The organism is Pseudomonas asiatica, assembly GCF_040214835.1.
Classification (GTDB): Bacteria; Pseudomonadota; Gammaproteobacteria; order Pseudomonadales; family Pseudomonadaceae; genus Aquipseudomonas; species Aquipseudomonas putida_Z.
In genome coordinates, this window is the sequence record NZ_CP157874.1 from 5320621 (window position 1) to 5345731 (window position 25111).

At 64.3% G+C, this 25111-nt stretch carries 20 protein-coding genes; 7 read left to right on the forward strand and 13 right to left on the reverse strand.

Features of this window, described 5'->3' with window-relative positions; all coding sequences use genetic code 11:
• Positions 1-4: 4 nt before the first annotated feature.
• On the reverse strand, positions 5-895 hold the full coding sequence (locus ABNP31_RS23765) for a LysR family transcriptional regulator (RefSeq protein WP_025340850.1): 891 nt from the start codon (positions 893-895) through the stop codon (positions 5-7).
• An 87-nt stretch (positions 896-982) separates the two neighbouring features.
• Between ABNP31_RS23765 and ABNP31_RS23770 the strand changes: the two genes are divergently transcribed.
• The 4 genes from ABNP31_RS23770 (at position 983) to ABNP31_RS23785 (ending at position 4518) form a co-directional block, all read left to right on the forward strand.
• Positions 983-1315 (forward strand): DMT family transporter, encoded by a 333-nt coding sequence (locus tag ABNP31_RS23770; RefSeq protein WP_008095055.1) that lies wholly within the window; start codon positions 983-985, stop codon positions 1313-1315.
• A gap of 199 nt (positions 1316-1514) precedes the next feature.
• Positions 1515-2690, forward strand: coding sequence for an NAD(P)/FAD-dependent oxidoreductase (locus ABNP31_RS23775; RefSeq protein ID WP_238066993.1), 1176 nt, complete (start codon positions 1515-1517; stop codon positions 2688-2690).
• Entirely contained in the window at positions 2687-3499 is an 813-nt protein-coding gene (locus ABNP31_RS23780) for an aldo/keto reductase (RefSeq protein WP_350012826.1), read from the forward strand. The genes ABNP31_RS23775 and ABNP31_RS23780 overlap by 4 nt, the downstream gene beginning before the upstream one ends.
• Positions 3500-3549: 50 nt before the next feature.
• Positions 3550-4518 carry a metal ABC transporter ATPase gene (locus tag ABNP31_RS23785; protein ID WP_075046548.1) on the forward strand — a complete coding sequence of 323 codons (969 nt, stop codon included), beginning with the start codon at positions 3550-3552 and terminating at the stop codon, positions 4516-4518.
• 136 nt (positions 4519-4654) lie between these two features.
• Here the strand turns inward: ABNP31_RS23785 and hldE are convergent, their stop codons facing one another.
• The 3 genes from hldE to ABNP31_RS23800 form a co-directional block, all read right to left on the reverse strand.
• Positions 4655-6076, reverse strand: coding sequence for a bifunctional D-glycero-beta-D-manno-heptose-7-phosphate kinase/D-glycero-beta-D-manno-heptose 1-phosphate adenylyltransferase HldE (gene hldE, locus ABNP31_RS23790; protein WP_061550410.1), 1422 nt, complete (start codon positions 6074-6076; stop codon positions 4655-4657).
• A gap of 130 nt (positions 6077-6206) precedes the next feature.
• On the reverse strand, positions 6207-8015 hold the full coding sequence (msbA, locus tag ABNP31_RS23795) for a lipid A export permease/ATP-binding protein MsbA (protein WP_025340855.1): 1809 nt from the start codon (positions 8013-8015) through the stop codon (positions 6207-6209).
• A 15-nt stretch (positions 8016-8030) separates the two neighbouring features.
• Positions 8031-9206 carry an O-antigen ligase family protein gene (locus ABNP31_RS23800; protein ID WP_085663528.1) on the reverse strand — a complete coding sequence of 392 codons (1176 nt, stop codon included), beginning with the start codon at positions 9204-9206 and terminating at the stop codon, positions 8031-8033.
• 101 nt (positions 9207-9307) lie between these two features.
• Between ABNP31_RS23800 and ABNP31_RS23805 the strand changes: the two genes are divergently transcribed.
• Entirely contained in the window at positions 9308-9913 is a 606-nt protein-coding gene (locus tag ABNP31_RS23805; RefSeq protein ID WP_015272032.1) for a toluene tolerance protein Ttg8, read from the forward strand.
• 3 nt (positions 9914-9916) lie between these two features.
• On the opposite strand, the gene ABNP31_RS23810 is transcribed toward ABNP31_RS23805, so the two are convergent.
• From ABNP31_RS23810 to putP, 9 genes are all read right to left on the reverse strand, one after another.
• The gene (locus tag ABNP31_RS23810; protein ID WP_085663527.1) at positions 9917-11008 is read right to left on the reverse strand and encodes a glycosyltransferase; all 1092 of its coding nucleotides are present in this window, start codon (positions 11006-11008) and stop codon (positions 9917-9919) included.
• A gap of 33 nt (positions 11009-11041) precedes the next feature.
• Positions 11042-11815, reverse strand: a complete 774-nt coding sequence (locus ABNP31_RS23815) for a glycosyltransferase family 2 protein (RefSeq protein ID WP_085663526.1) — start codon at positions 11813-11815, stop codon at positions 11042-11044.
• Between the two features lie 66 nt (positions 11816-11881).
• Entirely contained in the window at positions 11882-12838 is a 957-nt protein-coding gene (locus tag ABNP31_RS23820) for a glycosyltransferase family protein (RefSeq protein WP_085663525.1), read from the reverse strand.
• A gap of 48 nt (positions 12839-12886) precedes the next feature.
• Positions 12887-14290: a PIG-L deacetylase family protein gene (locus ABNP31_RS23825; protein WP_350012827.1), complete on the reverse strand. Its 1404-nt coding sequence runs from the start codon at positions 14288-14290 to the stop codon at positions 12887-12889.
• The gene (locus tag ABNP31_RS23830; RefSeq protein ID WP_085663523.1) at positions 14287-15183 is read right to left on the reverse strand and encodes an antimicrobial resistance protein Mig-14; all 897 of its coding nucleotides are present in this window, start codon (positions 15181-15183) and stop codon (positions 14287-14289) included. Before ABNP31_RS23830 ends, ABNP31_RS23825 begins: the two co-directional genes overlap by 4 nt.
• Positions 15183-16313 (reverse strand): glycosyltransferase, encoded by a 1131-nt coding sequence (locus ABNP31_RS23835; protein ID WP_085663522.1) that lies wholly within the window; start codon positions 16311-16313, stop codon positions 15183-15185. The genes ABNP31_RS23830 and ABNP31_RS23835 overlap by 1 nt, the downstream gene beginning before the upstream one ends.
• Positions 16297-18054 (reverse strand): carbamoyltransferase family protein, encoded by a 1758-nt coding sequence (locus tag ABNP31_RS23840; RefSeq protein WP_013974482.1) that lies wholly within the window; start codon positions 18052-18054, stop codon positions 16297-16299. The genes ABNP31_RS23835 and ABNP31_RS23840 overlap by 17 nt, the downstream gene beginning before the upstream one ends.
• A gap of 237 nt (positions 18055-18291) precedes the next feature.
• Positions 18292-19128, reverse strand: a complete 837-nt coding sequence (locus ABNP31_RS23845) for a 23S rRNA (adenine(2030)-N(6))-methyltransferase RlmJ (protein WP_085663521.1) — start codon at positions 19126-19128, stop codon at positions 18292-18294.
• Positions 19129-19313: 185 nt separating this feature from the next.
• Positions 19314-20792 carry a sodium/proline symporter PutP gene (gene putP / locus ABNP31_RS23850; protein WP_015272040.1) on the reverse strand — a complete coding sequence of 493 codons (1479 nt, stop codon included), beginning with the start codon at positions 20790-20792 and terminating at the stop codon, positions 19314-19316.
• Positions 20793-20866: 74 nt separating this feature from the next.
• On the opposite strand from putP, the gene ABNP31_RS23855 reads away from it, so the two are divergent.
• Positions 20867-21055: a hypothetical protein gene (locus ABNP31_RS23855; RefSeq protein ID WP_139832719.1), complete on the forward strand. Its 189-nt coding sequence runs from the start codon at positions 20867-20869 to the stop codon at positions 21053-21055.
• Between the two features lie 94 nt (positions 21056-21149).
• Complete coding sequence (gene putA / locus ABNP31_RS23860; RefSeq protein WP_238067000.1) at positions 21150-25103, forward strand: trifunctional transcriptional regulator/proline dehydrogenase/L-glutamate gamma-semialdehyde dehydrogenase; 3954 nt, start codon at positions 21150-21152, stop codon at positions 25101-25103.
• Positions 25104-25111 lie beyond the last annotated feature (8 nt).

Genomic DNA, 25111 nt, shown 5'->3' on the forward strand with positions numbered 1-25111 from the left:
GAGTTTACCCGATCGCGCGCAGGTGCACCGCAAAGCGCTCGGCCAGCCACTGCGCGGCAGGCCCCAGTGGCTCGTCGCGGCGCCAGGCCAGTTCCACCACCAAGGCCGGTGGCCGCCACTCGCTGTCCAGTTCGACCATGTGCGCCTGGTAGGTCGGATACTGCACCACGTGCCGCGGCAGCCAGGCCCAGCCCAGGCCGCGCATCAGCAGTTCGGCCATGGCGTAGAAGCTGTCGGCGCGCCACACCTGCGGGCTGATCGCCTCGCCGCCGGGATAGCCGCTTTGCTGCGGGGCAATCAGCAATTGTCGGTGACGCGCCAATTGCTGCCGGGTAACCCGGCCTTCGCCGGCAAGCGGGTGACCGACCGCGCACACCGTGACCATTTCCACACTGCCCAGGGCGCGCCGCTCCAGCGAGGCCGGGATGCTCTCGTGGTGGAAGAACAGGCCAAGATCAGCGCGCCGCTCCACCAGCTTGCGCGCCACGTCGCCCTGGGCACCGCTGGCCAGCTGCACCTCCAGGAATGGGTAGCGGCTGGCCAGCTCGTCGAGGCTGTCGATGACCGGCTGGTAGGGCATGGCTTCGTCCTGGGCGACCCGCAACAAGGCCTCCTGCCCGCGCATCAGCGCCAACGCACGGCCATCCAGACGCTCGCACTGGCGCAACAGTTCGCGGGCATCTTCCAGCAGGGCGCTGCCGTTCTCGGTCAGCTTGGGTTGTCGGCCACTGCTGCGCTCGAACAAGGTGACCCCCAGGTCGGTTTCGAGCAGGGCGATCGCGCTGCTGATCGCCGACTGGGCCTTGCGCTGTTCGCGGGCCACGGCAGAGAACGAGCGCAGTTCCGCAACGCGCAGGAAGGTACGCAACTGTTCAAGGTTCCACTGCTCGGCCATCGACCTATCTCCAATAGTGATAGGTAATGACTTTACCCCATCCAGGTTACGTCTAGAATGCCCGACCAGTTACCGGAGGATCCCGCCATGAATGCCTACACCTACCTCGCGATCGCCATCTGCGCCGAAGTCATCGCCACCGCTTCCATGAAAGCGGTGAAAGGCTTGAGCACGCCCTTGCCGTTGCTGCTGATGGTGGTTGGCTATGGCATTGCGTTCTGGATGCTGACCCTGGTGGTTCGCAGCATTCCGGTGGGGATCGCCTATGCCATCTGGTCGGGGCTGGGGATTGTACTGATCAGTGTGGCGGCGCTGGTGATCTATGGGCAGAAGCTGGATGTGCCAGCGATGCTGGGGATGGCCATGATCGTGGGTGGGGTGGTGGTGATTCAGCTGTTTTCGAAGACTGCTGGGCATTGATGTTTGCCTGATGGATTTTGGGGCCGCTTCGCGGCCCTATCGCGACACAAGGCCGCACCTACAGGGACCGAGGCATACGCGGGGCCTGTAGGAGCGGCCTTGTGTCGCGATAGGGCTGCGCAGCAGCCCCAGGATCGCAAAGCCCACATCGGCCCGACCCTGTATACTTGCCAGCTGTCCCAGTCTTCGAGGTACCGCCATGCCATCCGCCATTTCCACTGACGTGCTGATCGTCGGCGCCGGGGTCGCAGGCCTCTGGCTCAATGCCCGCCTGCGCCGGCTGGGCTACTCGACAGTACTGGTGGAACGCGCCAGCCTTGGCGGCGAGCAGACCATCAAGTCCCAGGGCATCATCCATGGCGGCACCAAGTACGCCCTGCACGGTGCCCTGACCGGCGCCTCGGAAGCCATCGCCGACATGCCGCGACGCTGGCGCGAAGCGCTGAGCGGCAGCGGCGAGCTGGACCTGACCCGCACCCACCTGCTGTCCGACGCCCACTATCTGTGGTCACCAGGCACCCTGGCCGGCAACCTCACCAGCTTCTTCGCCAGCAAGGCCGTGCGCGGCCGGGTCGACCAGGTGAAGGGCGAGCAACTGCCGCCGGCGCTGCAGGACCGCGCCTTCAAGGGCAAGGTCTATCGCCTGGCCGAACTGGTCATCGACGTACCCAGCCTGCTGGCCAACCTGGCCGAACTGGCAGGCGACAGCCTGCTGGCCGGTGAGCGCATCGAGCCACTGCGCGAGGGAGACGACCTGGTCGGCCTGCGCGTCGACGAGCGCGACATCCGCGCCCAGCGCATCGTGCTCAGCGCCGGCGCCGGCACCGAAGAGCTGCTGCATGCCCTGGGCCTGAACCAGCCAGCCATGCAGACACGCCCGCTACATATGGTGATGGCCAAGGGTGCCAACCTGAAACCGCTTTACGCCCATTGCCTGGGTGGCGGGCCAAAGCCACGGGTGACGGTTACCACCCACCCCGCCGCCGATGGCCAGTGGGTCTGGTACCTGGGCGGCGACCTGGCCGAAGCCGAAGGCGTTGCCCGCGAGCCGGCTGCGCAAATCGCCGCGGCACAGAAAGAGATCGCCAGCCTGCTGCCATGGGTCGACCAGAGCCAGGTGCGCTGGGCCACCCTGCGGGTCAACCGTGCGGAACCGGCGCAATCGGGCTTGGTACGCCCGGACAACGCCTTCCTCGCCGACCAGCAACGCCTGCTGGTCGGCTGGCCGACAAAGCTGGCCCTGGCACCGGACTTCAGCGACCGGGTCATCAGCCACCTGGAGCGCGACGGTATCCGCCCACAGGCACAGGCCGACCTGGCCGACCTGCCACGCCCACCGCTGGGCGTACCGGCCTGGGAGCAACTGCTGCCATGAGCCTGCCGACCCTGCACGACTTCCATCGCCCCTTGGGCAGCACCGGTTTCAAGGTTTCGCCGCTTGGCCTGGGCACGGTCAAGCTGGGCCGCGACCAGGGCGTGAAGTACCCCACCGGCTTCACCATCCCCGGCGATGACGAAGCCCGCCTGCTGCTGGCCCAGGCCCGCGAGCTGGGCATCAACCTGATCGACACCGCCCCGGCCTACGGCCGCAGCGAAGAGCGCCTGGGCCCGCTGCTGCGCGGCCAGCGCGATGAATGGGTGATCGTCAGCAAGGTTGGCGAAGAATTCGACAATGGCCAATCGCACTTCGATTTCAGCGCCGCCCACACCCGCCGCTCGGTGGAGCGCAGCCTGCGGCGCCTGGAAACCGACCGCATCGAGCTGGTGCTGGTGCATTCCGACGGCAACGACCTGGCGATCCTGGAACAGCAGGAGGTCTACCAGACCCTTGCCGAGCTCAAGCAGGATGGCAAGATCCTCGGCTTCGGCCTGTCCGGCAAGACCGTGGCCGGCGGCCTGAAGGCGCTGGAGCAAGGCGACTGCGCCATGGTCACCTACAACCTCAACGAACAGGCAGAACGCCCGGTGCTGGACTACGCTGCCGAACACGGCAAGGCCATCCTGGTGAAGAAGGCCCTGGCCAGCGGGCATATCTGCCTGGCCCCCGGTGTTGACCCGGTGCAGGCCAGCTTCGAGCTGCTGTTCGCACACCCCGGCGTCAGCAGTGCTATCGTCGGCACCATCAATCCGTTGCACCTGGCCCACAACGTGGCCACCGTCGCCCGTATCCTGGGCCAGCATTGAGTTGCCCCAGGCCCGCGGGCCTGGACTGACCCGACGCAAGGAGGAGCCTCGTGGCGCGAACGCTGATCCGCAAGAACCCGAGCAACTTCAAGACACTGCCGCTGCATGTCGAGGCCACGCCCGAAGGGCTGATCTATCAGAGCATCGGCATGCCGCTGAACTTTGCCCAGATCCAACAACGGCGCAAGGCCATCCAGTTGCCCGACGTGCAGCGCTTCGTGATCGAACTGGCCAACCTGGGCGTGTCGGTGCGGCTGACCCTGCATTGGCAGAACCGCGATTATTGGGTGCTGGTACGTCAGCGCCGGCAAGACCGTGGCGATGTGGTGCTGAAACTGATTTCCGGCTATGTGCCGGCGCAGGAGCTGAACCTGCCATTGCACACGGCCGTGCAGGAAGTGGCCGAGGAATGCCTGCTGGAAACCCCGGAAGGCTGGCTGGGCGGGCGCTTCAACGACACCTGGTTGCCGGTGCCCTACGCTGCCGCCCTGCACTACCGCGAAACGCCGCACTTCGTGCTGGCCCCGGAGTCCGGTGCCGCGCGCCCGGTGCACTGCGGCAAGCTGATGCTGCTGGAACGGCCACGGGCGTATGTGCACCTGCCCACCGCCTCGCTGCAACTGATCTACGACATGCGCCTACAGGTACCCCGGGACGCCAAGAAGCTCAGCCTGTTCCACGTTGATGAGCGGCTGGAGGGCGACCAACTGGTGGCGCGGCTAAACCGCAAACGGCCAGACCTGTACCTGATGCCATTGAAGGACGGCCAGCCACTGGCTGAACTGTATACGGTAAAGAAAGATGAACTGGTGCCGGCGAGCACGCGCGGGCTGTACCTGGCCGAAAGTTTTGCCCGGCAGGAAGGCTGGGTGGTCACGGACGAGCGGGTGCGCTGGAAGGATTGGGTGAAGCAGCAGGGGTTGGTGGAGAACAAGCCGGTGCGGGCATCGCACCTGCAGCGGTTTGGCGACAAGGCGCGGGAACTGCTGGAGCGGGCGCGGACCTCATTGCACAAGTAAGACTCTGGGGCTGCTTCGCAGCCCATCGCGACACAAGGCCGCTCCTACAAAGGATCGCGCAAGCCTTGAAGTTGCGTGGCCTGGTGTAGGAGCGGCCTAGTGTCGCGATGGGCCGCAAAGCGGCCCCCGGGGTCGATCAGTTCTTGCGAATCTTCTCGACGATCGCCGTGGTCGAGCTGTTCTCGACCAGCCCCAGCACCTTCACGGTACCGCCATAGGCCTTGACGATATCGGCACCCACCACCTGGTCGATGCCATAGTCGCCACCCTTGACCAGCACGTCCGGCTTGACCTGGCTCAGCAGGTTCTCCGGCGTGCCCTCGGGGAAGCTGATGACCCAATCCACTGCCCCCAGCCCGGCCAGTACGGCCATGCGCCGGTCGACGCTGTTGATCGGCCGGCCCGGCCCTTTCAGGCGGCTGACCGAGGCATCGTCGTTGACCGCGACGATCAGGCGATCGCCCTGGGCCCGCGCCTGCTCCAGGTAGGTGACATGCCCGGCATGCAGGATGTCGAAGCAGCCGTTGGTGAAGACGATCTTCTCTTTGTGCGCCCGCGCGTCGTCGATGGCCAGCAGCAGTTGCTCCAGGCCCAGCACGCCGCGCTCGGAGCCTTCCTCACGCTGGATCGCCCGGCGCAGCTCGGGGGCGCTGATCGCAGCCGTACCCAGCTTGCCGACCACGATGCCCGCCGCCAGGTTGGCCAGGGCCACGGCGTGGGGCAGGTCCTCGCCGGCAGCGATGGCCGCGGCGAGGGTGGAGATGACGGTATCACCGGCACCGGTCACATCGAACACTTCACGCGCCCGCGCCGGCAGGTGCAGCGCCGGCTGGCCGACGCGCAGCAGGGTCATGCCGTGCTCGCCACGGGTCACCAGCAAGGCGCCAAGGTCCAGGTCCTGCAGCAGCTGCAGGCCCTTGGCGACCAGCTCGGCCTCATCGGCGCAACGGCCGACGATGGTCTCGAACTCGCTGAGGTTGGGGGTGATCAGGCTGGCGCCACGGTAGATGGAAAAGTCCTTGCCCTTGGGGTCGGCCAGCACCGGAATACCTTTGGCCCGCGCCGCCTGGATCAGGCTCTGGTGGTTTTTCAGTGCGCCCTTGCCGTAGTCGGACAGGACCAGCACCTTGACGCCCTCGAGCAGGCTGTCGACCTCCGCACCCAGCGACAGCGGGTCGGTGGCGAACGGTTCTTCGAAATCGATGCGCAGCAACTGCTGGTGACGGCTCATGACCCGCAGCTTGACGATGGTCGGCTGGTGCGCGATGCGCTGGAACACCGAGCGCACGCCTGCAGCCTGCAGGCTGTTGGCCAGGCTGTCGGCGGCCTCGTCCTGGCCGGTGACGCCAATCAGCGAAGCCGGCGCGCCCAGGGCGGCGATGTTCAAGGCAACGTTGGCCGCGCCGCCGGGGCGATCCTCGATCTGATCGACCTTGACCACCGGGACTGGCGCTTCAGGCGAGATACGCGAAGTACCGCCATGCCAGTAGCGGTCGAGCATGACATCGCCGACCACCAGTACCGGGGCTTGATCGAAACGCGGCATGGACAACTTCATGGGCAACCCATATGGAAATAATGAACAGGGGCAGGATATTAGCACAGGGTAGACGACGGCTTTATGGCCAGATCACCCCAGGAAAATTCCCGTGACAATCGGGGCCGCGATGGCCCCGATCAACGAGGGGTCAGGTGATATCGGCCTTGGCCGGCTCATCCAGGCCCATGGCATGCAGGCGGGCATAATGGCCATTGGCCGCGAGCAGCTCGGCATGGGTGCCGCGCTCGACCAGCCGGCCCTGGTCCATGACCAGGATCTGGTCAGCCTTCTCGATGGTCGACAGGCGGTGGGCGATCACCAGCGTGGTACGGCCCTGCATCACATGGTCCAGGGCAGCCTGGATATGCCGCTCGGACTCGGTATCCAGCGCCGAGGTGGCTTCGTCGAGGATCAGCAGCGGCGCGTTCTTCAGCAGTGCCCGGGCGATGGCCAGGCGCTGGCGCTGGCCGCCGGAGAGCAGCACGCCGTTTTCACCCACTTCGGTATCGAAGCCTTTTGGCAGCCGGTCGACGAACTCCTTGGCGTAGGCATCGGCCGCAGCGGCTTCGATGTCGGCGCGCGGGGCGCCGGCCAGGTCGCCATAGGCGATGTTGTTGGCCACGGTATCGTTGAACAGGGTGACATGCTGGGTCACCTGCGAAACGTGACGACGCAGGTTGCGCAGGCGATAGTTCTCGATCTCCACGCCATCGAGCAGGATCTGCCCCTGGTCGTGGTGATAGAAGCGCGGGATCAGCGCCGCCAGGGTCGACTTGCCGCTGCCGGAGCGGCCGACCAGGGCAATCATCTGGCCCGGCTCGGCCACGAAGCTGATATCGCTCAGCACCTCACGCTCGGTACCCGGGTAGGTGAAGCTCAGGTTGCGCACTTCCAGGCGCCCTTCCACCCGCTCCTTCTCGACGGTGCCGCTGTCCACTTCAGGCGCTTCGTCCAGCTGCTCGAAGATGCTTTCGGCACCGGCCAGGCCCTTCTGGATGGTGGAGCTGACTTCCGAAAGCTGACGAATCGGCTTGGGCAACAGGCCGGCAGCGGTGATGTAAGCCACCAAGTCACCGGCAGTGGAGTCACCGCGCAGGAACAACACCAGGAACATCAGCGCGGCCATGGCGGTGTAGATCACCAGTTGCAGCATCGGCGTGTACAGCGAGCCGGTCTTGGTCATTTGCAACTGCTTGTCGGTGTTGCTCTGGCTGGCCTTGCCGAAACGCTGCTCTTCGTAGGCCTCGCCGCCAAAGCTGCGCACCACGCGGTAGCCCTGGATGGTTTCCGAGGCAACGTGGGTGACGTCGCCCATGGCCACCTGGATCTTCTTGCTCTGCTTGCGGAATTTCTTGCTGGCGACGCTGACCATCACCGCAATCACCGGCAGGATGGCAACCATCACCAGGGTCAGGTGCCAGTTCATCCACAGCAGGTAGCCGAACAGGAACACCACGGTCAGGCCTTCGCGGATCACCACCTTGATCGCATCGGTGGCGGCACCGGTGACCATGGTCACGTTGAAGGTAATGCGCGAGATCAGGTGCCCGGAGTTGTGGTTATCGAAGTAGCGGTTAGGCAGCACCAGCAGCTTGTTGAACAGTTCCACACGCAGGTCGTGCACCAGGCACAGGGAAACCTTGGCCAGGAAGTAGTTGCCGAGGAACGAGCCCAGGCCCTGCCACGCGGCGATCAGGATGATCAGCAGCGGTACAGCCTGCAGCAGTTGCAGGTCGCGCAGGTAGGGGACGTTGGGGAACAACACCGCTTCGGGGTTGCTCAGCCCATCGACGAAATATTTCAGGATCCCGGCCAGCATCGGCTGGGTCGAGGCAAAGATCACGAAACCGATGATGCTCAGCAGGAAAATGCCGACATAGGGTTTCACATAGCTCAGCAGCCGGAAGTAGATCTTCAGGCTGGAGGTGTGTTCCGCCGGTCGCGGTGTTTCGGCCATTATCAAGCTCGCTGTTCAGGTTGAACCGGAAATTTTACCACAGGCATCATTTTCGGCACTCCCCCATGGCAGCAACATGGCCAGGCCCACGGGCAGCCAGCTGATGAACCATTCGGCACGTGGCGTACCGGTAAGGCTGGCGGCATCGAACTGCATGGCCAGGGTGGAGTACACCCAGAAACCAAGCAGGATCTTGCCGAACAGCGTGCCGCGTGCGCGGACGATTTCGCCCAGGGTGTACAGCCACACCATGACCCACAGCAGCATACCGGGCAGGCCCATCTCCACTGCGATGTGCGTGAACATGTTGTGGGTATGGTCGAAGTGCTTGCCCACTGCACTCACGTCGTAGGCAGCGCCCAGGCCAAGGCCGGTCCAGGGATGCGCGGCGATCATGTCGACCACGGCATGGAAGATTTCCGGCCGGTAGGACGAACCGCGCTGGGCGATCAGGTCGTACACGAGATAGAAGGCCAGGCCGGTGGCGATGGCCGCCAGCACGGCAAACACCCGGCTGTGGCGGTCACGGAACCACAGCGGGGCCAGGATCACGGTGAGCACAAGGGCCAGGATTGCCCCACGGCTCTGGCTGAGCATGGCAAACAACCCCAGGCACGCCAGCGCTGCCAGCCACAACAACTGCAGGCCACGTTGCCGCGGCGGCTCGTAAAGCAGGAAGAGCACGGCCGCACCGATGACGTAGGCGCCCAGGATCGGGTGCGATATCTCGCCGATGCCCTCCAGGCGGGCCAGCAAAGGCATGCCCAGCACGCCGTAGAAATGGATGACCGAGACCAGCGCGGCAACGGCCAGCAAGGCGCTACCGGCCAGCAGCAGCTGACGAATGCGGGCCTGGCCAAGCTGGCCCAGCAGCGGGAACGCCAGCAGGAATACCAGGATGTAGAGCAGGCGCTTGGCCTCGCGCCCCGGGTTTTCTGCGGCCGACCAGACCAGGCTGAGCCCGCTCCAGGCCAGCAGCAACAACACACTCCCCCACAAGGCCGGCTGACGCCGCCAGGCCTGCACTATTACTTGCCTTGCGGACCACGCCATTACCAGCGTCGGCAACCACAGGAACAGCACCAGGCCTTGCTGATAGACCTTGTTGCTCGGTGCCAGGGCAATCGCTGCCAGGAACCAGACCAGACCAAACCCCAACCAGGCTTGCGCCCAGTTTTTTTGATACAACATCCTTTCCCCCGATGAATCAAAGACACCATCCAATGGTGCTACAACATTATTTTCGGCATTATTGCCGGTCATTCTGTTCGCCCGACGACAAGGCTCTATTCATGCAATGCTCCCGGCTCCCCCAGGTCGACTTCGATCAGCTGACACAAGGCGCACAGGTGCTTGAGGCAGATAGCCATGGCGCCAAAGTCTACCTGCTCGCGGATGGTAATTTCCTCAAGGTTTTTCGTAGGAAGCGGCTGATTTCATCTGCACTGCTGCGCCCGTACTCGCAGCGCTTCGTCGACAACGCCGCACGCCTTGCACAACTGGGCATTCCCACCCTGGAGGTGATCAGCCAGCACAAGCTCGACCTGCCAGGGCGTACCGCCGTGCTGTACCGCCCGCTGCCAGGGCGCACCTTGCTGCAGATGTCGCGCGATGAGGGTTTCAGCTGGGACACCTACCTGCCGCGCCTGATCGAACTGATCCGCCAGCTGCATCGCAGCGGCGTGTACTTCCGCTCGTTGCACCTGGGTAATGTGGTAGTCACCCCCGACCAGCAACTGGGCCTGATCGACGTGGCCGACATGCGCTTCCTGCGCCCGCCGCTGTCGGCGCGCATGATTCGGCGCAATGTGCAGCATATGGTGCGCTACATCGAGCGGGAGAACCTGGGCGACCGCTTCCCCCTTGCCGCTTTCGAGGCAGCCCTGCTGGCGCGTTGAGCGTCAACTGCGCAGCAGGCTCTGCGAACCGTTGCAGAATGCCTGCCAGGCCTGCTCCGGGGCCAGCGCCTGGCGCTGCCGCGCTGCTACCGCCGGGGCACTGAGCGACGCACAACGCTCGATTGCCTCGGCCCAGGCATTTTCATTGGTAACGGGCAGGTAGCCACCGGTGTCCTGCAACTGCTCACGGAACACCTGCAGGTCGCTGCACACCACCGGCACGTCGGCCATGACCGCCTCCTGCACCACCAGCCCCAGGCCTTCGGAGCGCGAAGGCACCAATAGCCAGTCGAATGCCCGGTACAGCTGCTGCAGGTCGTCTCGGTGACCACTCAGGTGAACACGACCAGCCAGGCCAAGCGCATCGATACGAGCCTGCAGCACCGCACGCAGAGGGCCTTCGCCGATGATTGCCAACTGCAGGTCCGGCTGGCGCGCACTGGCCTTGGCGAACGCCTCGATCAGCATCTCGAAACCTTTGCTCTCCACCAGCCGCCCGACCGCGCCCAGCATCACTCCTGCTACCTGTGGCAACTGCAGGGCCTGCCTGGCCGCGTCCCGGCTCAACAACGGTTCGGCGAAAGCCAGTGGATCAAGGGCCATGCGCAAGGTCTGCACCGGCCTGCCCAGGTCGTGTTCGAGTGACGTGGCAAGTGTCTGCGAAACGGCGGCGATGCTCAGCCGCTCGGCCGGGAACATGCGCAGCAGGCGAACATCGCTGGCACTCAGGCGCGTCTTGCCGTGGAACAGCACCTTGGCACGCACCTGCGGAACCTGCTGCAACAACGGCAACACCAACCGCGCCACACCGACACCGTCGAGCAGCACGACTTCAGCCTGGGCCTCGTTCAGCGCCTTGCGCAAGCGCATGCGCAACCATGGGCGCAACAGGCGCCAGAAGTGCCGCCCTTTCAGCGCCCGTGACGGCATATGCCACTCCCGGGTCGAGCCAAGCCCACAGCAGAGCCCGCTACCCAGCAGCAGCCAGTTACTGATCCGGGCATCGGACCCCGCGTGCGACAGCACCTGCCGATGCACCTTGTGGATGGACATGTACGGCGTTCCACCCGCCCACATCATATTGACGATGTTCATGGGCCCTCTCCCGCTCATGTCAGGTGGGACACTTCATTGAACAAAAATGGTGATTCCCATGCCAATCACGGCACCCGCCACCAGCGTCAATGCCAACTTTATCCGATCACGTTTACGACGTTTGGCCTTGCGCTCCACTTCGATGGGCAAGGTCACGTGATTACCAAATCCAGTGTGCAATACTGCATCACCCTCCAAGGTGACCGCTGTCAGGTTTAACTCAGCATAGCGTCGGGAAAGTGCCTTCTCTCCAGCATAGGCGGCAAATGGCGCACAACGCTGGTAATCGCTCAAACGACGCAGCCCGGGGTTGAGCGAAAACGCCTGCCACTCGGCCTTGTCGGACAGCAGCGGGTAGCAAGGCACCCCGGCGATCACCTGGCGATCGCCCAGGTGGATGTAAGGGCTGTGGACGGCCAGGTCATGGGCATGGCTGCGCAGCCACACCTGCAACAGGTCGGGGCTGACCTCCAGGATGGCCCGGGAGTCTTCGACGAAGCCCTGGCGATAGAAGTGCCAGTCGTCCTCGCAGTGAAAGATGTAGGGCGTCTTGACGTGGCTGTAGGCCAGGTCGATAGACGGCAGCTGGCCCAGCTTGGGCCGGTTGACGAACACCTTGCAGTGCGGTTTCCAGTGCTCAGGCACAGCGGCATGCACGGCATCGTCACCGGAGTCTTCGGTGATGAATACTTCGCGAATGGGCGCGGTATTGTAGCGATCGAAACTCTCAAGGGTATCTTTGAGCAGATCGAACCGCCCACAACTGGTCACGACGAGCGTGACGTCACTCTCATTTGAAAAGCGCACCGGACTCCCTCCGCATTGCGACTATCGACTTTCAACGCCCGCTCCGCAGGCGCGAAAGTTCTTATGTTAGATGCCCAGCTTCAGGCGCAGCCGCTGCCATGCAGACAACGGCGGATGGGGCCTGAGCGCCGGGCGCATGTGGTCGACGATGCTACGTCCAACTGCGCCGAAACTGAAACGGGAAACCGCCAGATGGCGGCCATTTTCTGCAATCTGCCGGGCAAGTTCAGGTTCCGCACGCAAGTGGCAGAGCTTTTTCTGAAGGGTCGGGATGCTGTCATAGAACACCACGTTGTGCATGTCCTGCAGGCCCAGCGCGCGGTTCTCTTCCTCGCCCTGGTCATACGCCAGCAACACACAGCCACAGGCCATGGCTTCGAAGTTCTTGATCATGTATTCGCCCATGCCGACGTCGGCACTGACGAAGAAGCGGATCCGGTTGAGCGTGTTGCAGTAGTCCTCACCCGACTTGGTACGGGTCACCACCAGGTTCTCGACGCGGCCCAGTTCGTCCAGCAATGCCTTGCGGCCGCTGTAGGCCACGCTGTTGGTGCTGCCGACGAAGGCCAGTTCGATGTCGCGCTCACGCCCTTGGTCGGCAAGCAACTGCTCGTCGTAGCCCTTGGGCACGAACACGGCGTCGAAACCTTCCTGGCGCAGGCGTTCGCTGACCATGTAGCCGGAGCTGATCACCCGCGCCCAGGGCAGCTTGCGGTAATGGGCGCTGAACTTCCCGGTGTACTTGCACGGGATGTAGTTCTGGTAGGCATCGTGCTCGAGGATGACCAGGTTCGGCACGGTACGGATGAACGCCGCCTGGCGGATCTCCTGCTTGAAACGCAGGAAGAAGACAATGCGGTCATAGCGCTCGACCTGCACTTCACGCTTGAAATAGCGGCGCAGGTTGCGCTGGTCTTCGCTGGTCAACCAGCGCAGGTCGCACTCGCAGTTGGCCGCGACGCCATCGTACAGGCGGTCGAGAATCGCCCGCTGTTCCTTCTGCACCAGAAATAGGACTTTCATTGGGTTCCTTGGGCGCTCTGCGCCATCGCGGTCAACCATGGGGCGCGGCTACAGCTCACGCCGCCAGAACAGTTCATGTCGGCGCACGGCCTTGCGGAAGAATTCGTTCTCGCCGTAAGGCGACGGCCGCCGCCCGGCCAGCCAGCGCTGCAACAAGCGGCGCAGGCGGCGCTTGAACGGCGCCGGCGGCTGCAGGTCGTGCATCATGCCCAGGGCCATGGCCTTGTCGCGCTGGGTTGCCAGGTCCAGTACCAGGCTGCAAGGTGCCCACGCCTGGGCAGCGCTCAGCTGCGGCGGCAAGGCCACGCCGTCACCACTGTCGCCCATCGGCCAGCGGTCGTTGTCATGCAGGTGGTTGGCGTAGCACAGCAGGGTTTGCGGCTGCCAGGCCAAGCCTTGCAAGGCTTCCAGCACCGCTGCCTGGGCACATATGTGGTCAGGGTGCGGGTCGAGCTGCGGGTGCGGCATCACCAGCACCTCTGGCTTGGCCATTTCCAGCAAGGCCCGCAGGTCGGCCAGCAGGTTGCGCCAGGTCGGCGCGCCATCGTCGTCGGCCGGCAGCGGGAACGGGTTGAACCGGCGGAATACGCGAATGTCGGCGAGGTCGGCCTCCCGGGAAGCGGCCGGCTGGTCTGGCGCAGCCTGCATGGCAGGTAGTTGCAGGCAGAAGTAGCCCAGCTGCACGCAACGCGATTCCGCCACACCGGCCCAGCGTGGCACGGCGATACTGTCCCAGGCCCGCAGGCGGCCCTTCAGGCGCGCGGCCTCGGCCTTTGCCAGGCCCATCTGCTGATAGTGTTCGGCCTCGATCTCACCGGCGGTCAGGGTCACTACCCAGGTTTCGTCGGCCTGGCTGTAGAGCCCGTAAGCGGCCAGTTCGGCATCATCGGCATGCGGCGCGATCACCATCACCCGGCGCCGTTGCAGCTCGACCGCCGGGGTTATCCACAAGCGCGGCTGGCCCGACAGCCGGCAATGCCGGCCACGCAGGCGCAACGCGCCAGCCTGCAGAGGTGCGGCGAGGCCGGTCAAGTTGAGGAAGCGCACGCCATCGACGCCGCGCTCGAAGGTTTGCCGATCGGCCTGCTCGCCAGCCATCAGCTCGACCTGCGGGTCGAGGAAGCGCCCCAGCCAGCTGCTTTTTACCCGCAGTTCGAGAATCAGGGTTTCGTTGCCCTGCAGCACGCAGTCAGCCTTGAGCAGGCCGCCGCTCAGGCTGGCAGGAGCCTCCCGGGTCTGCTCGCCGAAGTCGTAGGCGTAGTCCTCGCCAGGCGCATAGAACAGGTGGTCGGCAAACCAGGCTTCATGGGCCGCCCACAGCAGCGGCAACAGCAACAGTGGCAACCACCACCAGCTGAACACACCTACGGCCACCAGCGCTACCAGGCCCGCCAGCAGGCCCAGGCGCTTGTTGCGCCGGTGGCGCTTGAGCAGCTGCTGCTTGCGACTCACGCCTGATACACCGGCACGGGGTTGCACCAGCGGTCCTTGTACTCGCGGTCGGCACGGCCGAACGAGAACCGCAGCGGCTTGTTGCGCGCACGGGCGTCTTCCCAGGCGGCCTGGGTATTGAGGAAGCTCAGCACGCTGCCGGGGCTGAAGGCCTTGGTTTCAGGGTCGACACCGCCATTGATGTACTCGACGCTGATCCATTCCGGCGCTTCGACACGGTAAACCAGCTGGATGGCAATCGGCTTGCCGTCCAACAGCAGCACCGAGCCGATCAGCAGCTCGCGCAGGCGCTCCAGCACCTCGGCCATGCGCTCGGCGCCGGTGGCAGGGAAGCCCCAGCGGCGCAGGAACAGGTCGCAGTACATGCTGGCGATTTCCTGCGCGCTGAAGTCGCTGATCGGGCGCACCACACCGCCCGCCTCTTCCAGCAGGCGCAGTTCGCGGCGCTGGTTGTAGCGGAACTTCTTCGACAGGTCTTCGTGGGCGCGGGCCATGGCCAACTGTTCCTTCTGCGCCTTGAGGCCGCTGAAGCGCCCCTGGTTCAGTTCGGACAGGTAGCGCGCGGCATGGCGCAACGGTGCAGCGGCATCGGCCGCCGCCGGCAGGATGATCTCGGCATTGCCCAGGTCGAACAGGGCCTTTTTGCCGGCACGCTTGAGCACATCCTTGGACAGCGCAAGGTGGCGCCCCCAGGTGGGGATGGCGGCCTTCAGCTCGCCGGCCTGGTGCCAGCCCAGGTAACGCACCGGGATCTGTGCCAGGTCCGCCAGCTGCTCGACCACCAAAGGATGGGTGGCGACACTGCCACCAAAGTGGGCCCATGCCTCGGCGTAGGCCTTGGCGTCGATAACTTGCCAACCGCGTTCGCGGAAGGCCTGGATACGGTTGAGCATCAGGCCTGCCCCACCAACGCACGGACTTGCGGCAGCTGCCAGAAGGCCTCGCGCACCGCCTGGTCGGAGAAGCGCTCACGCAGGCGCTGCAGCATGTGCTCGGCACAGGCCTGGCGCTGCTGCCCATCGAGCACGGCCATGTGCTTCAGGCCCTGGGCCAGTTGCCCGGCATCGCCCAGCGGGAACAGCACGCCAACACCCTCGACCACTTCGCGAGCACCACCACAGGCCGTGGCCAGTACCGGTACACCGGCGACCATGGCTTCGAGCAGGACCATGCCGAACGGCTCATGGTCGGAGCTCAGGGCGAATACATCGAACGCCTGGAAGTAACGGCGCGCATCCGGCACCTGGCCAAGGAAGTCCACTTGCCCGGCAATGCCCAGCTCGGCGGCCAGGGCCTTGAGCTTGGCTTCCAGGCGCCCCTTGCCAAGAATTGCCAGGCGGGCGCCCGCCGGCAGCCCCGGTAGCGCTTCGGCAAAGCCACGCAGCAGGGTGGCCTGGTCCTTGTCCGGGTGCAGGCGCCCGACGTTACCGACAATCCACGCCTGCGCATCCAGGCCCAAGGCCTGGCGGGCCTCGGCGCGTGGCACCAGAGCCGCTTGCAGGGCGTCGATGTCGATGCGGTTGTACAAGGTCTGGATACGCTCTGCCGGCCACTGCGGCAGACAGCGGCGCATGTCGTCACGCACTGCATCCGACACGCCCAGCAAGCTCAGGCGTTTGCTGAACAGGTTGGCGAAGATGCGTCGCCCCTTGCGCTCGTAATCACCGAAAGCATGGTGCACGCCGATCACCGGCAAGCTGGTGCCCAGCAACGCCACGTAGATCGGCTTGAAGCGATGGGCAATGCAGAAGGCGAAATTGCGCTCGGCCGCGATCCGCCGCAATGCACGGATGGCGCCGAGTTTCAGGCCGCGCACGGCCTTGGAGCTGAACTCCAGGAACAGCACCTCGTCCGACGCGCAGCCAGCCGCTACCTGCGGGTCGGCGGCGCCGGTGAGGAACACCGTGGTGACCTGGTAGCCACGCCCCTGGAACAGGCTGGCGTACTGACGGGCGCAGTCCAGGAACGGCCCGTCATAGCCATGGCAGAACTGCAGGATGCGCGGTTCAGAGCGGCTGGTCATACGGGGCCGCGCCGTCCTTCACAACCAGGATGTCTTCCATGATCAGGTACTGCAGGTCCGAGCCGAAGAACATGTTCAGGGCGTCGGTCGGCGAGCAGATCATCGGTTCACCACGGCGGTTCAGCGAGGTGTTCAGCGACACGCCGTTGCCGGTCAGGTCTTCCAGTGCCTTCATCATGTCGTAGTAGCGCGGGTTGTACTCGCGCTTGAGCACCTGGGCACGCGAAGTGCCGTCCTCGTGAACCACTTCCGGCACGCGGGTCTTCCACTCTTCAGCCACTTCGAAGGTGAAGGTCATGAACGGCGCCGGATGGTCGACCTTGATCATCTGCGGGGCGACGGTGTCGAGCATCGACGGGCAGAAAGGTCTCCAGCGTTCGCGGAACTTGATCTGCTCGTTGATGCGGTCGGCTACGCCAGGCACGCTCGGGCAACCAATGATCGAACGGCCGCCCAGGGCACGGGGGCCGAATTCCATGCGGCCCTGGAACCAGGCCACCGGGTTGCCATCGACCATGATCTTGGCGATGCGCTGCGGCATGTCGTCGAGCTTGCGCCACTTCGGCGCGTTCGGGTGACGGGCGCAGGCAGCGATCACGTCTTCGTTGGAGTACGAAGGGCCGAGGTAGACGTGTTCCATCTTCTCGACCGGCACGCCACGGGCGTGGGAAACGTAGGCGGCAGCACCCACCGCGGTACCGGCGTCACCGGAAGCAGGCTGGACGAACAGCTCTTTCAGGTCTGGGCGGGCGATGATCTTCTGGTTGAGCTTGACGTTCAGCGCGCAACCGCCAGCAAAGGCCAGCTTGCCGGTTTCACGCAGGACGTCGCCCAGGTAGTGATCGATCATCTGCAGGGCGATCTTCTCGAACAGCGCCTGCATGCTGGCCGCGTAATGGATGTACGGCTCGTCGGCGATGTCGCCTTCGCGCTTGGGGCCCAGCCATTCGATCAGCTTCGGCGAGAAGTAGAAGCCCTTGCCCTTCTCTTTATAGCGGCGCAGGCCAATGACGTTGGCGTATTCGGTGTTGATCACCAGTTCGCCGTTTTCGAAGCTGGCCAGGCGCGAGAAGTCGTACTTGCTGGCGTCGCCATACGGCGCCATGCCCATGACCTTGAACTCGCCATCGAGCATCTCGAAGCCGAGGAACTCGGTGATTGCGCCGTACAGGCCGCCCAGCGAGTCCGGGTCGAAGAACTCCTTGATCTTGTGGATCTTGCCGTTTTCGCCGTAGCCAAAGAAGGTGGTGGCGTATTCGCCTTTACCGTCGATGCCGAGGATTGCGGTTTTTTCCTTGAAGCCCGAGCAGTGGTAGGCACTGGAGGCGTGGGCCAGGTGATGCTCGACCGGCTCGATCTTGACCTTTTTCGGGTCGAAGCCCAGTTGCTCCAGGCACCAGACAATCTTCTTGCGGTAGCGCTTGTAGCGACGGTTGCCCATCAGGATGGCGTCGAGGGCGCGGTCCGGGGCGTACCAGTAGCGCTTGGCATAGTGCCAGCGCGCTTTGCCGAACAGGCTGATCGGGGCGAACGGGATGGCTACCACGTCGACGTCGGATGGCTTGATGCCTGCCTGTTCCAGGCAGAACTTCGCCGACTCGTAGGGCATGCGGTTCTTCGCATGCTTGTCACGCACGAAGCGCTCTTCTTCGGCGGCGGCAATCAGTTTGCCGTCAATGTACAAGGCCGCGGAAGGGTCATGGCTAAGGGCGCCGGACAGGCCAAGAATCGTCAATGCCAAGGGATTAGCCTCTTCATTCGGTAGAAATGCGCCAGCGGCCTCTTGGGCGGGTGGCGGCTAAAGGGCGGGATTATAACGCAAACATCAGGAACTGCGCGGTCGTTGTAGGAGCGGCCTTGTGTCGCGAAAGGGCCGTGTAGCGGCCCCAGGCTTTCAGCTTCGCAGCAGAAATTGCCGGGGCCGCTTAGCGGCCCTTTCGCGACACAAGGCCGCTCCTACAAGGGATCGCAGCGCAGCTTATTCAGCGATCAACCAGTCCATGCGGAAGCTGCCGGCGGTTTGCGCCAGCTCTTTGGCCAGCCATGGCAGCAGCTCCCTGAGCTCTTCTTCCAACCCCCACGGCGGGTTGGCGATGGCCAGACCTGAGCCATTGAGCCCCTGCGGGCTGTCCTGGTGGTGCACATACAACTCGACCCGCAGCAGTTTCGGTGCGCCGGTGCTGGTCAGGTCCTGGTAGAAGCGGGTCAGCGAACGCTGGTCCTTGATCGGGTACCAGATGGCCGCGACGGTCTGGCGCATGCGACTGATCGCCTCTTTCATGGCGGTAGTGCAGCGCTTGAGCTCGTCAGCCTGCTCGAACGGCGGGTCGATCAGCATGATCGCGCGCTTTTCCTGCACGGGCAGCAAGGCCCGCGGCACATGCCAGCCTTCGCCCAGGTGCACGACCACGCGTGGGTCTTTCTTCATGTTCTCTTTGAGCAGCGGCCCGTCCTCGGGATGCTTCTCGTTGAGCAGGGCGCGGTCCTGCTGGCGCATCAGGCGGCGGGCCAGCTCGGGCGAACCGGGGTAGTAGCGCAGCTCGCCATCGGCATTCAGGCGCTTGATGATACGCAGATAGTCGTCGGCCATGGCCGGCAGGTCATCGCGATTCCACAGGCGGGCGACACCTTCCAGGTACTCGCCGGTGCGGGTTGCCTGGTCGCCCTGCAGGTCGTAAAGGCCAAGCCCTGCATGGGTATCGATATAGGCGAACGGCTGCTCCTTGCGCGACATCAGGGCGATGAGGCGGGTCAGCACGATATGTTTGAGGACGTCGGCGTGGTTGCCGGCGTGGAAGGCGTGACGATAGTTCATGGCAACTCCTGCGGGGGTGGCAAGTTTACCTTGCCTTGCAGGCGGAGTCAGGCCTGGCTGCTGATTGGCGACGGCATCTTCGCGGGTAAACCCGCTCCCACAGGCACCTCACAGAATTTGAGTTCTGTGCAATCCCTGTGGGAGCGGGTTCACCCGCGAAGCAGGCGCCGCCGACTCAACGGGTATTACTTGTCAGCGTGATACGCCGCATCAGCAGTCTCGAAGCGCTTGACCATTGCCTGCGACGGGCTGCCCAGCTTGCTCACCACGAAGATGGCGATGCTGGCGAACAGGAAGCCCGGGATGATTTCGTACAGCCCGAGGGTGTCGAAGTTCTTCCACAGGATCACGGTCAGTGCGCCCACCACGATACCGGCCAGTGCGCCGTTACGGGTCATGCCTTTCCACAGTACCGAAATCAGCACCACCGGACCAAAGGCAGCACCGAAGCCGGCCCAGGCGTAAGCCACCAGGCCCAGCACGCGGTTTTCCGGGTTGGAGGCCATGGCGATGGCGATCAGGGCGACGGCCAGCACCATCAGGCGGCCGACCCACACCAGCTCGACCTGCGAAGCGTTCTTGCGCAGGAAGGACTTGTAGAAGTCTTCGGTCAGGGCGCTGGAGCACACCAACAGCTGGCAGCTCAGGGTACTCATCACCGCCGCCAGGATGGCCGACAGCAGTACACCGGCGATCCATGGGTTGAACAGGATCTTGGCCAGCTCGATGAACACACGCTCGTGGTTCTCGGTGACCGGGCCCGCCAGATCAGGGTGCGCCGAGAAGTAGGCGATGCCGAAGAAGCCCACGGCGCAGGTACCGGCCAGGCACAGGATCATCCAGGTCATGGAGATACGGCGAGCGTTGGCGATCGACTTCACCGAGTCGGCGGCCATGAAACGCGCCAGGATGTGCGGCTGACCGAAGTAGCCCAGACCCCAGCCCATCAGCGAGATGATGCCGATGAAGGTGGCGCCCTTGAGCATGTCGAAGTTGGCCGGGTTGACCGCATCGATGGCAGCGAAGGTGGTATCGAAGCCGCCGGTGGAGATCAGCACGATCACCGGGGTGAGGATCAGCGCAAAGATCATCAGCGAAGCCTGCACGGTATCGGTCCAGCTCACCGCCAGGAAACCACCGACGAAGGTGTAGGCGATGGTCGCGGCGGCACCGGCCCACAGGGCGGTTTCGTACGGCATGCCGAAGGTGCTCTCGAACAGACGGGCACCGGCAACGATGCCGGAGGCGCAATAGATGGTGAAGAACACCAGGATCACGATGGCCGAGATGATCCGCAGCACGCCGCTGTTGTCTTCGAAGCGGCTGGAGAAGTAGTCCGGCAGGGTCAGCGCATCGCCGTTGTGCTCGGTCTGCACGCGCAGACGACCAGCGACGAACAGCCAGTTCAGGTAGGCGCCGACGGTCAGGCCGATGGCAATCCAGGCTTCGGACAAGCCTGAGAAGTAGATGGCGCCCGGCAGGCCCATCAACAGCCAGCCGCTCATGTCGGAAGCGCCGGCGGAAAGCGCGGTGACCACGCTACCCAGGCTGCGACCGCCGAGGATGTAGTCGGAAAGGTTATTGGTGGAGCGATAGGCGGCGAAGCCGATCAGCACCATTGCCGCGATATAGACCACGAAAGTGATCGTTAGTGGATTGCCCATGCGTGTGCCCTGGCGTTTGTTTTTATGTCATGCACAACCGCAGCCATGGCGGTTGCACCCAGGCGGCGAATCCTATGCAACAACGCAAAGCGGGTGCAACCATTTTTCATTTGCAAGTTGCACCTTCTCGTGCATTTTCAGACAAATCTGATTTTTTGCTCCTTTTGGGAACAACAACTCCGCTTTTCATAATAAAACGCACCGAAAACGACCCTTTTCCGGGCATGGAAATGACGGTCGGACGAGTTGCACCTTTTCCATGAAAAATTCGGGTTGCACCTGGTTGCACCCGAATTGTCCTACAGCTACTCTTGGCGCCAGCTTAGGCCACAACCGTGGCAATAACGAGGATAAGAAATGGCGACGACCACCCTTGGGGTCAAACTCGATGACCCAACCCGTGAGCGACTCAAGGCAGCTGCGCAGTCGATTGACCGCACCCCGCACTGGTTGATCAAGCAAGCGATCTTCAACTACCTGGAGAAGCTCGAGGGTGGTGCCACCCTGACCGAACTCAACGGCCATGCCAGCAACCTGGCCGACGACGCCGGTGAGGTCCAACCCGACCACAGCCACCAGTGCTTCCTCGAGTTCGCCGAGAGCATCCTGCCGCAGTCGGTGCTGCGCTCGGCGATCACCGCCGCCTACCGCCGCCCCGAGCAGGAAGTGGTACCGATGCTGCTGGAGCAGGCGCGCCTGAGCGCCCCGCTGGCCGAAGCGACCAACAAGATGGCCGCCGGCATCGCCGAAAAACTGCGTAACCAGAAGAGCGCTGGCGGTCGTGCCGGCATCGTCCAGGGCCTGCTGCAGGAATTCTCGCTGTCGTCCCAGGAAGGCGTGGCACTGATGTGCCTGGCCGAAGCCCTGCTGCGCATCCCCGACAAGGGCACCCGTGACGCGCTGATCCGCGACAAGATCAGCACCGGCAACTGGCAGCCACACCTGGGCAACAGCCCGTCGCTGTTCGTCAACGCCGCCACCTGGGGCCTGCTGCTGACCGGCAAGCTGGTGTCCACCCACAACGAATCCGGCCTCACCTCCTCGCTCACCCGCATCATCGGCAAGAGCGGCGAGCCGATGATCCGCAAGGGCGTCGACATGGCCATGCGCCTGATGGGCGAGCAGTTCGTCACCGGCGAAACCATCGCCGAAGCCCTGGCCAATGCCAGCCGCTTCGAGTCCAAGGGCTTCCGCTATTCCTACGACATGCTCGGCGAAGCCGCACTGACCGAGCACGACGCACAGAAGTACCTGGCGTCCTACGAGCAGGCCATCCACTCGATCGGCAAGGCCTCTCATGGCCGTGGCATCTATGAAGGCCCGGGCATCTCGATCAAGCTGTCGGCGCTGCACCCGCGCTACAGCCGCGCCCAGTACGAGCGCGTGATGGAAGAGCTGTACCCGCGCCTGCTGTCGTTGACCCTGCTGGCCAAGCAGTACGACATCGGCCTGAACATCGACGCCGAAGAAGCCGACCGCCTGGAGCTATCGCTCGACCTGCTCGAGCGCCTGTGCTTCGAGCCTTCGCTGGCCGGCTGGAACGGTATCGGCTTCGTCATCCAGGCCTACCAGAAGCGCTGCCCGTATGTGATCGACTATGTCATCGACCTGGCCAAGCGCAGCCGCCACCGCCTGATGATCCGCCTGGTGAAAGGCGCCTACTGGGACAGCGAAATCAAGCGCGCCCAGGTCGAAGGCCTGGAAGGCTACCCGGTCTACACCCGCAAGGTGTACACCGACGTGTCCTACGTCGCCTGCGCCCGCAAGCTGCTGGCCGTGCCAGAAGCCATCTACCCGCAGTTCGCCACCCACAACGCCCACACCCTGTCGGCCATCTACCACATTGCCGGTCAGAACTATTACCCGGGCCAGTACGAGTTCCAGTGCCTGCACGGCATGGGCGAGCCACTGTACGAGCAGGTGGTCGGCAAGATTTCCGAAGGCAAGCTGAACCGTCCGTGCCGCGTCTATGCACCGGTCGGCACCCACGAAACGCTGCTGGCCTACCTGGTGCGTCGCCTGCTGGAAAACGGCGCCAACACCTCGTTTGTCAACCGCATCGCCGACCACTCGATCTCCATCCAGGAACTGGTCGCCGACCCGGTCGCCAGCATCGAGCGCATGGGCACTCAGGAAGGCAGCATCGGCCTGCCGCACCCACGCATCCCGCTGCCGCGTGAACTGTATGGCAGCGAGCGGGCCAACTCGGCCGGCATCGACATGGCCAACGAACACCGCCTGGCATCGCTGTCCTGTGCCATGCTGGCCACCGCTCATAACGACTGGAAAGCCACGCCACTGCTGGCCTGCGCCGCCAGCGAAAGCGCAGCCGCACCTGTGCTGAACCCGGCGGACCACCGCGACGTGGTCGGCCATGTTCAGGAAGCCACTGTCGCCGACGTCGACAACGCCATCCAGTGCGCACTGAATGCAGCACCGATCTGGCAGGCCACCCCGCCAGCCGAGCGCGCTGCCATTCTGGAGCGCACCGCCGACCTGATGGAGGCCGAAATCCAACCGCTGATGGGTCTGCTTATCCGCGAAGCGGGCAAGACCTTCGCCAACGCCATCGCCGAAGTGCGTGAAGCCGTGGACTTCCTGCGCTACTACGCGGTGCAGGCACGCAACGACTTCAGCAACGACGCCCACCGCCCGCTGGGCCCGGTGGTGTGCATCAGCCCGTGGAACTTCCCGCTGGCGATCTTCACCGGCCAGGTGGCCGCAGCGCTCGCCGCCGGCAACCCGGTACTGGCCAAGCCGGCCGAGCAAACCCCACTGATCGCTGCCCAGGCCGTGCGCCTGCTGCTGGAAGCCGGCATCCCTGAAGGCGTGCTGCAACTGCTGCCAGGCCGCGGTGAAACCGTCGGTGCCGGCCTGGTGGGTGACGAGCGCGTCAAGGGCGTGATGTTCACCGGTTCCACCGAAGTGGCCCGCCTGCTGCAGCGCAACGTCGCCGGCCGCCTGGACAACCAGGGCCGTCCGATCCCGCTGATCGCCGAAACCGGCGGCCAGAACGCGATGATCGTCGACTCCTCGGCACTGACCGAGCAGGTGGTGATCGATGTGGTGTCCTCGGCCTTCGACAGCGCCGGCCAGCGTTGCTCGGCACTGCGCGTGCTGTGCCTGCAGGAAGACTCCGCCGACCGCGTGATCGAAATGCTCAAGGGTGCCATGGCCGAAAGTCGCCTGGGCTGCCCGGACCGCCTGGCCGTGGACATTGGCCCGGTGATCGACGCCGAAGCCAAAGCCGGCATCGAGAAGCACATCCAGGGCATGCGCGAGAAAGGTCGCTCGGTCTACCAGGTGGCCATTGCCGATGCTGCGGAGCTCAAGCGCGGCACCTTCGTCATGCCGACCCTGATCGAGCTGGAAAGCTTTGACGAGCTCAAGCGTGAAATCTTCGGCCCGGTGCTGCACGTGGTGCGCTACAACCGTCGCAACCTGGACCAGCTGATCGAGCAGATCAACAACTCCGGCTACGGCCTGACCCTCGGCGTGCACACCCGCATCGACGAGACCATCGCCAAGGTGGTGGAAACCGCCAACGCCGGCAACATGTACGTCAACCGCAACATCGTCGGTGCAGTGGTGGGTGTGCAGCCGTTCGGTGGTGAAGGCCTGTCCGGCACCGGCCCGAAAGCCGGCGGCCCGCTGTACCTGTACCGCCTGCTGTCGACCCGCCCGGCCGACGCGATTGGCCGCCACTTCCAGCAGCAGGACGGCGAAGGCAAGCCTGACCGCGCCCTGCACGAACAGCTGATCAAGCCGCTGCACGGCCTGAAGGCATGGGCTGAGAGCAACCAGCTGACCGACCTTGCCACGCTGTGCAGCCAGTTCGCCAGCCAGTCGCAGTGCGGCATCGCCCGCCTGTTGCCAGGCCCGACCGGCGAGCGCAACAGCTACACCATCCTGCCGCGTGAGCACGTGCTGTGCCTGGCCGACAACGAAGCTGACCTGCTGGCGCAGTTCGCCGCAGTGCTGGCCGTTGGCAGCTCGGCGGTATGGGCGGATGGCGAGCCGGGCAAGGCCCTGCGTGCCCGCCTGCCGCGAGAGTTGCAGGCCAAGGTCAAATTGGTGGCGGACTGGAACAAGGATGAAGTGGCGTTCGACGCCGTGATCCACCATGGCGACTCGGACCAGCTGCGCGGCGTGTGCCAGCAGGTGGCCAAGCGTGCCGGGGCGATCGTGGGTGTGCACGGGCTGTCCAGCGGCGACCACCAGATTGCGCTGGAGCGCCTGGTGATCGAACGGGCGGTGAGTGTGAACACTGCTGCTGCCGGTGGTAATGCCAGCTTGATGACCATTGGCTGACGCTGAGG

What these genes read in the sequence shown, in the direction of transcription:
- ABNP31_RS23800 (WP_085663528.1), bottom strand. Translation starts at nt 9,206, where the DNA reads ATGTTGTATCAAAAAAACTGGGCGCAAGCCTGGTTGGGGTTTGGTCTG.
- ABNP31_RS23810 (WP_085663527.1), bottom strand. Translation starts at nt 11,008, where the DNA reads ATGAACATCGTCAATATGATGTGGGCGGGTGGAACGCCGTACATGTCC.
- ABNP31_RS23855 (WP_139832719.1), top strand. Translation starts at nt 20,867, where the DNA reads ATGCAACAACGCAAAGCGGGTGCAACCATTTTTCATTTGCAAGTTGCA.
- ABNP31_RS23770 (WP_008095055.1), top strand. Translation starts at nt 983, where the DNA reads ATGAATGCCTACACCTACCTCGCGATCGCCATCTGCGCCGAAGTCATC.
- msbA (WP_025340855.1), bottom strand. Translation starts at nt 8,015, where the DNA reads ATGGCCGAAACACCGCGACCGGCGGAACACACCTCCAGCCTGAAGATC.
- ABNP31_RS23775 (WP_238066993.1), top strand. Translation starts at nt 1,515, where the DNA reads ATGCCATCCGCCATTTCCACTGACGTGCTGATCGTCGGCGCCGGGGTC.
- ABNP31_RS23830 (WP_085663523.1), bottom strand. Translation starts at nt 15,183, where the DNA reads ATGCTCAACCGTATCCAGGCCTTCCGCGAACGCGGTTGGCAAGTTATC.
- hldE (WP_061550410.1), bottom strand. Translation starts at nt 6,076, where the DNA reads ATGAAGTTGTCCATGCCGCGTTTCGATCAAGCCCCGGTACTGGTGGTC.
- ABNP31_RS23845 (WP_085663521.1), bottom strand. Translation starts at nt 19,128, where the DNA reads ATGAACTATCGTCACGCCTTCCACGCCGGCAACCACGCCGACGTCCTC.
- ABNP31_RS23780 (WP_350012826.1), top strand. Translation starts at nt 2,687, where the DNA reads ATGAGCCTGCCGACCCTGCACGACTTCCATCGCCCCTTGGGCAGCACC.
- putA (WP_238067000.1), top strand. Translation starts at nt 21,150, where the DNA reads ATGGCGACGACCACCCTTGGGGTCAAACTCGATGACCCAACCCGTGAG.
- ABNP31_RS23820 (WP_085663525.1), bottom strand. Translation starts at nt 12,838, where the DNA reads ATGAAAGTCCTATTTCTGGTGCAGAAGGAACAGCGGGCGATTCTCGAC.
- ABNP31_RS23805 (WP_015272032.1), top strand. Translation starts at nt 9,308, where the DNA reads ATGCAATGCTCCCGGCTCCCCCAGGTCGACTTCGATCAGCTGACACAA.
- putP (WP_015272040.1), bottom strand. Translation starts at nt 20,792, where the DNA reads ATGGGCAATCCACTAACGATCACTTTCGTGGTCTATATCGCGGCAATG.
- ABNP31_RS23835 (WP_085663522.1), bottom strand. Translation starts at nt 16,313, where the DNA reads ATGACCAGCCGCTCTGAACCGCGCATCCTGCAGTTCTGCCATGGCTAT.
- ABNP31_RS23765 (WP_025340850.1), bottom strand. Translation starts at nt 895, where the DNA reads ATGGCCGAGCAGTGGAACCTTGAACAGTTGCGTACCTTCCTGCGCGTT.